Raw genomic sequence first — 13,138 nt, 5'->3', positions numbered from 1 at the left:
TAAACGGACAGCTAATGGCAGAACACCGCTAGCTGTCACCCATTATATCGGCTATTTTATAAAAATAGACTTATCATTTATTTAAACGGTCAGCCAATTAACTCAATTGGTTGGCTAAAAACGGCAAAAAAGCCACAACTTGCTTGCGGCTTTCAAGCTCAATCATCTTACACCAGATTAACACAAACACCAAGCTCATATGAAAGTTTGATGAGCAAACCGATAAATGGTTTTCAATCCGGCACATGCAACACATTATAACCACTTTGATGGCCGATTCAAGTTAATCGGGTTGTGGCCTTTAAAACTTAGCCGAGCGGGTATTTTATCATCAAATTAGCAGTATAATGTACATAAATTTTCAACTCAACTTTAAGGAAAATCCCATGAAAATAACAATTCGTAACGTTAGACCGTCTGATCTCGGCAAAATCGTGGCATTCGCCGCGGCAGATCGTGATGATCAATTCAAATACTTTGCAAATAATAATCCCGACCTCACCTTTGTGGCCATTGATGAAAACGATCATCCCCTTGGTTTTATCACGAGTTGGCAAAACCAAGTGCATCCTCATCATCAAAACATCCGAATTGTGTTGAGTCCACGGTCAATTCCTACAAATGAAGTTCTTTCTGGTCTAGTATCCCGAGAACAAGCACGGCTTAATGAATTAAGCATTACGTTACCGTTAATTGTCATGTATTGGGAACCTCAAACACGAAAAACTGCCTATTTTGAAAAACAGGGTTATCACATCTTCCGTAAAACATGGATGCCTGATTTGTTGCTCGATAAAGTCTCATTATTAGATACTGCACTCCCTGATAATGTCATCACGTTACGTGAGGTCTGGCAACAACCAACGATGAAGAACAAAGCGCTTACATTATTGCGCAAACAGTATGAGCGGGTTCACCAAGACAATCCTGCTGCTCATTTAAGCATTGAGAATTGGGCTCGGAATGTGGATGGTGAACTGCCCTATCTCGACTGGTCGCTGGCAACACTTGTTGATGGCGAATTCAAAGCCTTGAGTTTCGTCTTTCCTGGGGATGCTGAATCGTCCTTGGACGTTGGTTGGCTCACGGATGTCGACGATGATGCTCACCATGTTATCGACCTTCTGAAAATTCAACTCCAATTGTTCAAACACACCCAACTCGTGTCGATTTTTGGAGAATTGGATTCAACCGATCCTGTCGCTATGAAGGTCAAACAATCCTTCTCATGGGAACCGGCGCCGGCTTGGATCAGTTTAATCAAATAGCATCATCAATGCTTCAATCACCGCTGCAATATTCAGTATTACAGTTGATGTCATTTACGTTTGTTTATCGATTTCAACATGCGACGTCTAAATGTGCGAATCACTTGCTGATGTTAGTGGAGTCAGTCAAAGGCAGAGTTTCGTGATAACAATACTTAGTGGCGAGATTTATGCCACTTAGAATTGTCGGACGAGATTGGAAACGTGCACTTCGGTTCCAAGTCGAGGTTAAAGACACGCGGTCTTTGCGGGGCTGAGACCGATCCCATGAAATGGCGTCTTTGGCTGACGCAACGCCAGTGCAACAGCAGTCATCGTTAATATTTGCTGCAAAACAAAAAGTCAGAATCTACGGCAGTATCGCGTAGGTTCTGACTTTTAAGTCTGCTGTTAACAGTTAACAAACAGCATTGATGTTCAATTAAGCTACATCATACCGCCCATTTGAGCAGCTTGTGCAGCGGCAGCAGCATCGCCACCACCATTATCTTGCTTTGGTTCTTCAGCAACAACGGCTTCAGTCGTCAACAATAATGAGGAAACAGAAGCAGCATTTTGCAAAGCAGAACGGGTAACCTTGGTTGGGTCAACGATTCCGGCATCAACCATGTCAACCCACTCGTCAGTTGCAGCATTGTAACCAATGCCTGGCTTTTGTGACTTCAACTTTTCAACGATAACGGAACCTTCACGGCCGGCGTTTTCGGCGATTTGACGAACAGGTTCTTCAAGAGCACGACGAACGATGTTAACACCCGTTTGGACGTCTCCTTCTTCTTTCAAGTCGGCCACAGCACCGATAGCGTTAACCAATGCAGTACCACCACCAGATACGAAGCCTTCTTCGACAGCGGCACGCGTTGCGTTCAAGGCATCTTCAATCCGGTAACGACGTTCTTTCAATTCAGTTTCGGTAGCAGCACCAACGTTAATCCGTGCAACACCACCAGATAACTTAGCCAAACGTTCTTGCAACTTTTCCTTGTCAAAGTCAGAAGTTGTTGCTTCTAATTCAGACTTGATGTTTGCAACACGTTCGTCAACAGCAGCCTTGTCACCAGCGCCTTCAACAATAGTCGTGTTGTCCTTAGTGATCGTGATCTTACCAGCTTGACCCAACTGATCAACAGTTGTGTCCTTCAAGTTTAGACCAAGGTCATCAGTGATAACAGTACCACCAGTCAAAGCAGCGATATCTTCAAGTTGTGCCTTACGACGGTCACCAAAGCCAGGTGCCTTAACAGCAACAACATTGAATGTCCCACGCATCTTGTTCAAAACAAGCGTTGGTAAAGCTTCACCAGTAATATCATCAGCAATGATAAGTAATGCACGGCCCTGTTCAACAACAGATTGCAACAATGGCAAAATGTCTTGAATGTTGGCAATCTTCTTATCTGTAATCAAGATATAAGGGTTGTCCAAGTCAGCTTCCATTTTGTCATTGTCAGTAACCATGTATTGACTCATGTATCCACGGTCAAACTGCATTCCTTCAACGACATCAGAAGTTGTTTCAATTCCCTTGGATTCTTCAATGGTAATAACACCATCGTTACCAACCTTTTCCATAGCGTCAGCAATTAACTTACCGACTTCTGGATCAGCGGCTGAAATTGACGCAATTTGCGCAATGTCAGACTTAGTCTTAACGTCGTGACTCATCTTGTGCAAAGCATCAACAGCAGCAGTCGTTGCTTTTTCAATCCCAGTCCGAATGCCAACAGGGTTAGCACCAGCGGTAACGTTCTTCATCCCTTCGTTAACGATGGATTGTGTCAAAACAGTGGCAGTCGTTGTCCCGTCACCAGCGATGTCGTTGGTCTTGGAAGCAACTTCAGCAACTAACTTAGCACCCATATTTTCAAAATGGTCTGATAATTCAACCGCCTTGGCAATCGTGACACCATCATTAGTGATGGTAGGTGAACCATAACTTTGTTCCAAAACAACGTTGCGGCCTTTAGGTCCAAGGGTCGTCTTAACTGTGTTTGCTAATTTATCAACACCGGCGAGCATTGCGCTGCGGGCATCTTCAGAAAACTTTAAATCTTTAGCCATTGTGAATTTCCACCTCAACTGTAATTTATTGTGATTTTCTTTTATCGTTCAAAAGCACTGTAAACTTTAACTAGTCCACAACTGCGACAATGTCTTTTTCATGGAGAACGAGGTAATCATTGCCCTCGTACGATACTGCTGTGCCGGCGTACTTATCAAACATAACGGTGTCGCCTTCCTTAACAGATGGTGCAACCTTTGTACCATTGTCTAAGACGCGGCCTTCACCAACTGAGATAACCTTCCCAGTGGTTGGCTTTTCTTGAGCGTTGCTGGCAAGCACAATGCCGCCAACAGTTTGTTCTTCTTCTTCAGCAGCTTGTAAAATAACGCGATCTCCTAATGGTTTTAACACGTTAATCCCTCCAATAATTTCGTTGAAATTAAATGCTTTTAGCACTCTTACACGTTAAGTGCTAACAACATGCTCTATGATAACCATGCCTGTTTATGAATGCAAGTGTTTTGGTCAAACTTAGTCAAAAAGTTTGTCAGCCGTCTTAAAAACCGCATCACAAAAGGCGTTTGGAGAATCAGTCAAACCATTTTTGTCTGACCAACACCCCAAACGCCTATTCAAGAAGCAGTAATTCAGTTTTCTAATTAATCCTGAGACTTTTCGTTCCCGCCTAACAACTCGCCATAATTGTCAATAAAATAGATTAACGTTTGGAGTTCGTTAGTCAAATCAACATTTTGAACCCGAATCGTATCGGGAACAGACAACCGCCGTGGCGTAAAGTTCAAGATTCCACGTACATCGGCCTTTGCCAATTCATCAGTGACCTCTTGCGCCGTGTTTTCTGGCACCGTAATAATTGCAATGGCAATCTGTTGATCACGCAATTGTTTACCCATCTCTGACAACGGATAAATCGGGACACCACTTTGAACCGTGTTGACGATATTGTCATTAACATCAAAAGCAGCACTGATTCGAACGTTACTGTTCTGATGGAAATTAAAATTAAGCAACGCATGCCCAAGATTACCAACCCCGACCAATGCGACATTAGTCAGTTGATCCTGATTGAGAATCTTTTTAAAGAATTCAATCAATTTAGGAACATCGTACCCATAACCACGTTTGCCCAATGCGCCAAAGTAAGAGAAATCACGGCGAATCGTCGCTGAATCGACTTTAACAGCCTCAGACAGCTCAGTGGACGAAACGCGCGTTTTATCCGCATCCAGTAAAATATTTAAGTAACGGTAATAAATCGGCAGCCTTTTTGCTGTCGCGCGTGGAATTCGTTGTTCAGCCACAGCGGTTCACTCCTTTTAATCCTACATTTGTTTGTGAAAATAAACTATACGTAAATTATAGCATAAGGACGGTTATTGTGAAGCATATTTCATACCAGCCTTCGGGCATTTCACAAACTGATAAGGGCATTTCGTAAAATGCCGGGGTAAAACTAGCAAATATACAAGTCTTTATACCTGTTTCAAAAAAGGTAAAACAGGCGGCCTTGTTAGCTTAATCACAACGGCAAAAATGTTGCTCTTCACAATCTGCCCCTATTTTGAACATTCCAAACGTTTTTCGTGGACTGACAGCCCAACATAGTGTCACCGCGCTGAACATGCTAGAATAGTCATTAACTAATCCAGATGAAGGAGTACGCATATGTTAGTTCTTCAGGTTCAACAGGTCGCTCGCCGTTTTGGCGCAGACACCCTGTTTGAACACGTTTCGATGACAATTGAAGACCACGGCCGTGTAGGGCTGGTTGGTCGCAATGGTGCCGGCAAGTCCACCTTGCTTAAAATTATCGCTGGGATTAATGATCCCGATGAAGGCACAGTATCAGTTGCCAAGGGCATGACCATCGGGTATTTGCCACAAGATGCTGGGCTCGATTCAGACAACACTGTTTGGGATGAAATGCTGACGGTTTTTGCTACCCAGCAGCAACAAGAACGACAACTGCGCGAATTGGAACAGCAAATTGCCAATCCCGCTGCTGATCATCAAAGTGACACTTACAAACGTTTGCTAAACGCTTACGACCAAACACAACACGATTTTGAGGCAAACAACGGGTACGGCTACCAGGCTTCAATTCGTGGTGTTTTACACGCTTTTCATTTTGATGAATCCACTTTCCAACGCAATGTCATGAGCTTTTCAGGTGGTCAAAAAACACAGCTCGCACTCGCAAAGTACTTGCTGCAACAGCCCGACTTACTTATTTTGGACGAGCCTACTAACCATCTGGATATTGAAACGTTGTCATGGTTGGAAGACTACTTGAAAGGTTATCCTGGTGCAGTCTTGATTGTTTCACATGACCGTTACTTTCTCGATCACGTGGTGCAGGATGTGTTTGACATGAATCAGCACACTTTGACTCACTACCATGGCAATTACTCTGCCTACTTAACCCAAAAGGCCGAACGAATCAAAACCGAACAACGGGCGTTTGAAAAACAACAAACACAAATCAATGCGCTTGAAGATTTCGTCAATCGCAACATTGTTCGGGCCTCCACCACCAAACGGGCGCAGTCACGGCGCAAGCAATTGGAGAAAATGGACCGTTTGGAAGCGCCTAAAGATGATGATCAATCCATCCGGATCCGTTTCACACTTGATAGCGAAAGTGGCAAGGAAGTCCTCAATGTCGACAATGTCAGCATTGGCTATGAGTCCGATCATCCACTGGCAACTAACGTAAACTTTCACGTTGTCAAACAACATGTTGTGGGCATTATCGGGCCAAACGGAGTTGGCAAATCGACCCTGCTAAAATCAATTCTGCATCAGCTTCCCTTGTTGGCGGGCACCGTTAAGATTGGTGGCAGCGTCACTATTGGCTACTACGATCAGGAACAAGCCGTGCTGCACGATGAGAAAACCGTTTTAAACGAAGTGTGGGACGAGCATCCTACCATGCCTGAACGGGATGTGCGCACCCTACTCGGCAGTTTTCTCTTTACTGGTGATGACGTTGCGAAGCCCGTTCATAATTTAAGCGGTGGCGAGCGTGCCCGTTTGTCACTCACTAAATTGTCACTTGATCATGACAACTTTTTAATTCTTGACGAGCCGACGAACCATTTAGATATCGATTCGCGAGAAGTACTGGAAGAAGCACTTAACAATTTCATGGGGACTGTTTTATTCGTTTCTCATGACCGTTATTTCATCAACCAGGTCGCCACAGAAATCGTTGAATTGTCTGCCTCGGGGACGCAGTGGTTTGAAGGTGATTACGATGATTATCAGGCCGAACTCGCTAAGCGGTCAGCCGCGGCTGATGCCGAGCATCCTGAGACTGAGTCTGATAATTCGGCAACCGCCAGTGTATCAAATTATGCTGTTAATAAAGCTGAACAACGTGAGCAAAGAAAGTTGCAACGCGCTGTCGATGAGTTGGAAACACAAATTGATGATCTTGACCAACAAAGCCAGACAATAACTGAGGCCATGCAGGCGCCTGAAAACGCCAGTGACATCGGTAAGTTAACGGACCTTCAACATCAGTTGGACGACCTGGATGCCCAAAGTGACAGTCTGTCAGAAAAGTGGGCAGCAGCTGGGGAAGCATTGGAAGCCTATAATAATGATCACCACCTACAGTGATGTAAACAGACAATTGAAAAAGGGATCACATCTAGCCGGCCAGTTGCCGCATTGATGTGATCCCTTTTTCAGTTGTAACTATATTTTCATTTTAGGCTTCAACGCCAGTTAACCAAGGAAATTCCAAGCTTGGGTCTGCATTGAGGCTCATATCAGCACGATCACCCTTAGCATAAGCAATATGCGCAGCTGCACCAATCATTGCCGCATTATCACCACATAATGCCAGTGGCGCAGCGACAAGCTTCGTTTGTGGTGCAAAACGTGCCATCTTAACCTTCAAAGCGTCACGAAGACCGTGATTGGCCGCAACGCCGCCAGCCAACACAAGCTGTTTAACTTGGTACCGTTCCAGAGCAGATAATACTTTGGTGACCAAAACGTCCACCACGCTGGCCTGAAAGCTTGCAGCTAGGTCTGCACGATCTAGCTGTTCGCCACGCTGGTCAGCATTATGCACCGTGTTAATAAACGCACTCTTAAGGCCACTGAAGCTAAAATCATAGTTAGCTTCATGGATCATCGCCCGTGGAAAATTAAACGTATCGTGGCCTTCGTGTGCTAGCCGATCAATTTCCTTACCCGCAGGATAGGGAATACCCAGCACGCGGCCCACTTTATCAAAGGCTTCCCCGGCGGCATCATCGCGGGTGTCTCCAATAATTTCGAATTCCCCAGCTGCCTTCATCAAGACGATCTGCGTATGACCGCCCGACACTAATAACCCAAGCGATGGGAACGTCAAAGGTTCGACGTAACGGGCCGCATAGATGTGACCCGCCATATGGTTAACGGGCACCAACGGCAAATGATGGGCGAAGGCAAACGTCTTAGCAGCAGTCACACCAATTAGCAACGATCCGACTAAACCTGGTCCGTAAGTAACGGCAACGGCCGTTAATTCTTCAGGCGTTACATCCGCTTCAGTCAATGCTTTGCGAATGCCAATGGTAATTTCCTCGATATGATGGCGACTGGCCACTTCCGGCACGACACCACCAAATCGTTGATGACTCTTAATCTGCGTTGCGACAAAGTTACTTAAGATGTGCTCCCCGTTCTCCACAACAGCAACACTTGTTTCATCACAACTAGTTTCAAAGGCTAAAATCAATTCACGTGATTCTGTCACTGTTTTCTCCTTTTGAGCTCGGACCTTCCCGAGCTTCGGCATCACTCTTCTAAAACGTGCACCCAACTTCTGAATCCTGTGCATAAGCTACAACCCAAAGCATTCGGAAAGCCGCCGAATACCCCGTGTTGTTTCTTATTGCTCGGATTCAACCGAAGTTAGGCATCACTCTTCTAAAACGTGCACCTGTCGCTCAAGGCCCTGTGCACAACCCAAAGCTGTCATCCTACAAGCAAAGTGCGCTTGCACGCTGCCACCTTTACGTTGTTGCTCGGACCTTCCCGAGCTTCGGCATCACTCTATCTTTTTTTGCATAATCCAGGCATCTTCGACGGGACGGTCGTAATAGTCAGGACGGCGCATCAGTTTATGAAAGTCGAGGCTCTCATACAACCCCAAAGCAGCCTCGTTATGAACCCGAACTTCTAAGGTTACCACTGTCCCCGCTTCATATCGCTTCAACCAAGTCGTCAATAATTGCTTACCAAGTCCATGACCTTGCCATGATCCTACGATACCCAAATTAGTCAGTTCTAACTGATCAATGACTTTGGTTCCGCTAAGAAAGCCCACGGGCTGACCTGCTACTCGAACTAGCCAGTACACACTGGTTGGTGCCTGCATGTTCTCTTCAATTACTGGTTCCGACCACGGCGCGCCGGTCGGATATGCAGCTTCACCCAATGCTTCAATCAAGGCCGCCCCACGTTGCATACTTTGCGGATGAAACGGTTCACAGATAACTTGATTATTCATGGCTTGACTCACTTGTCGGGGCCTTAATTAAGGGAACCATCATGTCAACGGCATCCTCGTGATCGCCAAAGTAATAACCACGCTTAATCCCCGTTTGACGGAAACCAAGCTTGTGATACAAGTTTTGTGCCCGTTTGTTACTGATTCGAACTTCCAAGGTAACCTGTCGCATTCCCATATGCCGTGCCTTTCGAATCAAGGCACGCATTAAGAATTCACCAAGACCATCACCCTGCCAATCTGGTAATACAGCGATATTTGTGATGTGGGCATCCTTCCGCTGGATATCAAACGAACATCCAGCAAAGGCAATCAACTGATCATTTTTACGAATTACCAAGTATAGCCGATCCTGTTTTCGTTTAAGTTCGTTGGCAAACGCCTGTGCATCCCAAGGGGTCTTGCCGTCATAAACTGCTCGTTCAACGCTCACAATTTCTGGAACATCTGGAAACTGTGCCCGACCCAAAAAGTACTGGGTATCGCGAATCATCAACCGATGATTCTTGATGTCCAGATCCTCGGCCTGCTGTTGCCGAACCTCACTGGCAAAGTGGCGCCGATACCATTTTTGAAAAACCTGCTTATACTTCTTCAACATAATTTTTGTGGTCTTCTCCTGGATGCGCTGCTGCCCACTGAGCTTCAGCAGGCGACAGACGTAAGTATTGGGGCACGAAAGAATCAATATCATCAATAGCTTTAAGCGGCATACCTAATTTTCCTAGCACGCCAGCATCAGGTAGGTTAGCGTCGCCTTCAGTAAATGTCGCCGGAACATTAAGTGCATCTGCTAAAGCATCATGATAACGCGTCAATTCGCCAATTAACGTTACGGGATGACCGGCCGCATTCAATTGCGCGGTCCAATCCGGGATGTTGGTGTGTTGGTCCGCGATAACAAGGACAGGCTGGCCGTTTTTAATTTGATACAAACCAGCATATAACTGCGTGTTGCGTGCATCAAAAATAGGACTGACAAACGTTCCTTCCGTTTGAACACTGCCTGCCAACACAGCTAAACTCGACACCCCAACCAACTGAATGTGAAGTGTAGCCGCCAGTGTCTTCGCTGTTGTCACAGCAATCCGTAATCCAGTATAAGAACCAGGGCCCTGGGCAACGACCAAGCGATCTAAGTCCTCCGGTTGCCACTGCTGGTCTGCCATCAATTCAGTAATTGTCGGCATCAGTTGAACGCTATGGTCCAATTGCGTGGCAGTTGTTTTTTTAGCAATAACTTTTTGATCAACCAATAGTGCAACACTCATTGGCTGGTTTGATGTATCTAACGCGAGAACCTTCATGTAAATCCTGACTTTCCGTTCAGTGTTCTATAGACAGCAATAATATTAACACATCTAACATGGGCGCGTGAACTTCCCAATATGTCATAGTCTTTTCACAAACATTAGCCCGTTACCTGTGCGTCTCTTAAAATGCCTTAAATCGAGGACTAGTAAGGCACAGCTCATGTGTTTCTATGCGCTTAAGCACTTTACTATTTTTTTGATAACCACGAAAAAAACTTCGTTGCGCAAACGAAGTTTTTTTACGTAAATCAAGTTAACAATAAATCAAAGCAGACTAACGATCTTCATAACCGTTTGGATGACTTTGTGTCCAAGCCCATGCAGTCTTAATAATGTCATGAACATCATCATATTGCGGCTTCCATCCAAGGATATTACGGGCATCTTCCGATTCAGCGACTAATGAATCAGGATCTCCGGGGCGCCGTGGTGCAATCTTGGCCGGAATTTCTTTACCGGTCACTTCACGAGCTGCTTCAACCATCTGTTTAACAGAAAAGCCAGTGGATGAGCCCAAGTTAAACGCACGACTCTCATTGCCTTCGTCCAAGTATTTCAATGCCAAAATATGAGCATCAGCTAAGTCCAGAATATGAACATAGTCACGCACATTAGTGCCATCTGGTGTATCGTAATCGTCACCGTACATATCAATATGGTCACGTTCACCAAGTGCCGTTTGCAAAATAATTGGAATTAAATGTGTTTCTGGGTGGTGATCTTCACCGATGGAACCATCAGCCTTAGCACCAGCCGCATTAAAGTAACGAAGTGCAACCCATTTAATACCGTAAGCAACGTCACACCAATGAATCATGTGTTCCATAATCAGCTTACTTTCACCATAAGGGTTGATTGGCTTTTTCTGATCGTCTTCATGAATCGGAATCCGTTCAGGAACACCATATGTAGCAGCAGTTGATGAGAAAATCATCCGTTTGCAACCCTGTTCATGCATCACTTCCAACAACGTAATCATGCCATAAACATTGTTGTCAAAGTACTTCAATGGATCTTTCATGGATTCTGGCACAATGGAAAATGCGTCCATGTGGATAACACCATCAATGTTTTCTTTTTCGAAAACGCTGGTCAGAAACTCGCGGTCACGGGTATCGCCTTGATAAAAGCGCGCCTTTTCATTAATAGCAGCGCGATGACCAGTAGACAAATTGTCTACAACAACCACGTCGTAACCCTTTTCAATTAAACGGTCCACCATGTGTGAACCGACGTAACCGGCACCACCGGCAACTAAAATTGACATTTTATTTTCCTCCAAATCGTTAACATCGGTACTATCATAGCATAACCTGATTGACCACAACAGCACCCGTCAGCACAGATGCATTAATCCACCGTTGTTGCGGATAATGGCCGCCATGTCAGCGTTGCTTCAGCGTATCGCTCATCATCACCCATGATGTGATGATGGGTAGTTACGGTTCCGTCTTCATTGTTAATCGGCGCGGTCACTTCGCTTTTTACCGTGTTTCCATAACGAACTTCATTTTCAAACCGAATCGCTAGATGGCACAATTCGTGATGAATCAAAAATTCCTCATCTAGGGCGTCCATCACCCAATCAAAATAATGTGAATTGTTTACATGATGATTTGAATCCAAGTCAAAATAGCGCACCCGATACGTCTTGGTTGCCGCCACATCCGCCTGTTCAAAACTAGTTGGTCGTGATAAACGGGGGATGCGTTTGACCACCTCAGAATGGTAAGGGGCCACAGCGTCATCTGGAATGGCGACCATCTTACGGGCTTCCAAATCCATCACCACACAGATTGTATCTACATGAACCAGCTCGTTGCCCTGCTCATCTTCCAAAAAGAATTGGCGGTAAGCAAAATAACGATTATTAGAAGTCGCCTCGGTCACCAAACGTACCTTTTCGTGATCGCGAGGTAACCGCTTTATATCTATTTCATACTGAGCAATGACCCAACCGTAGCCCTTTGAAAGCATGTAATCCGTGCCAACACCAAAGCTATCAGCTTGATCATATGAAGTTAGCACCAGCATGTTGATTAGCATGCCTAACGTTACCTTACCCGTTAAATCTGTTTCGTAATACTGAATTTTATGTTCTTCATCATATCGGTTCTGTTGCGTCATTTAATTGACCTCATTCAAGTGATGGTAGGTTGCATAAACCTCTTGCTTGCGTAACTGGCGGGCTTTAGCGACAGCTTTAATTGCATCGTTAGGCTTGTCACCTCGAGCAATCAACGTCTTAACATGCTCTTCCACCGACTGACTCAGCAGCGGATCCTGCTCTTCAACGGGCGGATTAGTGTTCCCGCCAATTAGAATGACAAACTCACCGCGCGGCGGATTTGTGGCTAACCATTCTAAAATTTCACTAGCAGTCCCACGAATAAACTCTTCAAACTTTTTCGTTAATTCGCGGCAAAGCACCAGTGGGCGATCTGGTCCGACCGCGTTTGCAATCGCAGTCACCGTCTTCGCTAATCGGTGCGGTGCCTCATAAACAATCACAGTTTCCGGATGCTTGGCCAAATCGGTGAGCTCAGCCTTTTGTTCCTTAGTCTTGCGATCTAAAAAGCCGTAAAAATAAAACGGTTGTGGTACTAAGCCACTGGCAATTAATGCTGTTAGGCCTGCATTGGCCCCGGGTAGTGGCACTACTGGCAACTGGGCTGCTACAGCAGCAGCAACTAATTCCGTACCTGGGTCGCTGATTGATGGCATCCCTGCGTCGCTCACCTGGGCTATATTTACACCAGCGCGAAGTTTATCCAATAATTCCGGGATTCGCTCTTGCGTATTGTGCTCATGAAAACTAATTTGTTTTGTCTCGATATCAAAGTTGTTTAATAATTTCTGCGTGTTGCGCGTGTCCTCAGCCGCAATCAAGTCGACCTGTTTTAGCGTTGCAACCGCCCGGTACGTCATGTCCTGCAAATTACCAATCGGTGTTGGTACTAAAAACAGCGTACCAGATTCGTGTGGCGCAAAACTGCGCTGACTTGTTGCTACCATGCCT

12 protein-coding genes are annotated in these 13,138 nt (G+C 45.3%); 2 read left to right on the top strand and 10 right to left on the bottom strand.

The features are described 5' to 3' along the window. Window positions 1-386 precede the first annotated feature (386 nt). Window positions 387-1,268 carry a hypothetical protein gene (locus tag LDK34_RS03300; protein ID WP_236941475.1) on the top strand — a complete coding sequence of 294 codons (882 nt, stop codon included), beginning with the start codon at window positions 387-389 and terminating at the stop codon, window positions 1,266-1,268. Window positions 1,269-1,694: 426 nt separating this feature from the next. Here the strand turns inward: LDK34_RS03300 and groL are convergent, their stop codons facing one another. The 3 genes from groL to LDK34_RS03285 form a co-directional block, all read right to left on the bottom strand. After that, entirely contained in the window at window positions 1,695-3,329 is a 1,635-nt protein-coding gene (gene groL / locus LDK34_RS03295) for a chaperonin GroEL (protein ID WP_178942932.1), read from the bottom strand. A 70-nt stretch (window positions 3,330-3,399) separates the two neighbouring features. Beyond that, window positions 3,400-3,684 carry a co-chaperone GroES gene (groES, locus tag LDK34_RS03290; protein ID WP_017262141.1) on the bottom strand — a complete coding sequence of 95 codons (285 nt, stop codon included), beginning with the start codon at window positions 3,682-3,684 and terminating at the stop codon, window positions 3,400-3,402. A 248-nt stretch (window positions 3,685-3,932) separates the two neighbouring features. Beyond that, window positions 3,933-4,595: a redox-sensing transcriptional repressor Rex gene (locus LDK34_RS03285; RefSeq protein WP_017262140.1), complete on the bottom strand. Its 663-nt coding sequence runs from the start codon at window positions 4,593-4,595 to the stop codon at window positions 3,933-3,935. Between the two features lie 364 nt (window positions 4,596-4,959). Between LDK34_RS03285 and LDK34_RS03280 the strand changes: the two genes are divergently transcribed. Next, entirely contained in the window at window positions 4,960-6,918 is a 1,959-nt protein-coding gene (locus LDK34_RS03280) for an ABC-F family ATP-binding cassette domain-containing protein (RefSeq protein WP_236941474.1), read from the top strand. A gap of 91 nt (window positions 6,919-7,009) precedes the next feature. On the opposite strand, the gene tsaD is transcribed toward LDK34_RS03280, so the two are convergent. The 7 genes from tsaD to rsmI all read right to left on the bottom strand — a co-directional run bounded on the left by tsaD (window position 7,010) and on the right by rsmI (window position 13,134). Further along, window positions 7,010-8,092 (bottom strand): tRNA (adenosine(37)-N6)-threonylcarbamoyltransferase complex transferase subunit TsaD, encoded by a 1,083-nt coding sequence (tsaD, locus tag LDK34_RS03275; RefSeq protein ID WP_178943487.1) that lies wholly within the window; start codon window positions 8,090-8,092, stop codon window positions 7,010-7,012. A gap of 252 nt (window positions 8,093-8,344) precedes the next feature. Next, complete coding sequence (gene rimI / locus LDK34_RS03270) at window positions 8,345-8,806, bottom strand: ribosomal protein S18-alanine N-acetyltransferase (protein ID WP_178942934.1); 462 nt, start codon at window positions 8,804-8,806, stop codon at window positions 8,345-8,347. After that, window positions 8,799-9,407, bottom strand: coding sequence for a ribosomal protein S18-alanine N-acetyltransferase (gene rimI, locus LDK34_RS03265; protein WP_178942935.1), 609 nt, complete (start codon window positions 9,405-9,407; stop codon window positions 8,799-8,801). Before rimI (LDK34_RS03265) ends, rimI (LDK34_RS03270) begins: the two co-directional genes overlap by 8 nt. Further along, on the bottom strand, window positions 9,391-10,113 hold the full coding sequence (gene tsaB / locus LDK34_RS03260; RefSeq protein ID WP_178942936.1) for a tRNA (adenosine(37)-N6)-threonylcarbamoyltransferase complex dimerization subunit type 1 TsaB: 723 nt from the start codon (window positions 10,111-10,113) through the stop codon (window positions 9,391-9,393). The genes rimI (LDK34_RS03265) and tsaB overlap by 17 nt, the downstream gene beginning before the upstream one ends. 280 nt (window positions 10,114-10,393) lie before the next feature. Further along, a complete protein-coding gene (galE, locus tag LDK34_RS03255) occupies window positions 10,394-11,386 on the bottom strand; it encodes a UDP-glucose 4-epimerase GalE (protein WP_161001740.1) in 993 nt (330 codons plus the stop codon). Between the two features lie 83 nt (window positions 11,387-11,469). Further along, window positions 11,470-12,246: an acyl-[acyl-carrier-protein] thioesterase gene (locus LDK34_RS03250; RefSeq protein WP_178942937.1), complete on the bottom strand. Its 777-nt coding sequence runs from the start codon at window positions 12,244-12,246 to the stop codon at window positions 11,470-11,472. Beyond that, on the bottom strand, window positions 12,247-13,134 hold the full coding sequence (rsmI, locus tag LDK34_RS03245) for a 16S rRNA (cytidine(1402)-2'-O)-methyltransferase (protein ID WP_178942938.1): 888 nt from the start codon (window positions 13,132-13,134) through the stop codon (window positions 12,247-12,249). Between the last annotated feature and the right edge of the window lie 4 nt (window positions 13,135-13,138).

Source organism: Furfurilactobacillus milii, assembly GCF_021654115.1.
GTDB lineage: Bacteria > Bacillota > Bacilli > Lactobacillales > Lactobacillaceae > Furfurilactobacillus > Furfurilactobacillus milii.
Note: the sequence above shows the minus strand (reverse complement) of the source record. Positions and strands in the feature narration are given on the sequence as shown.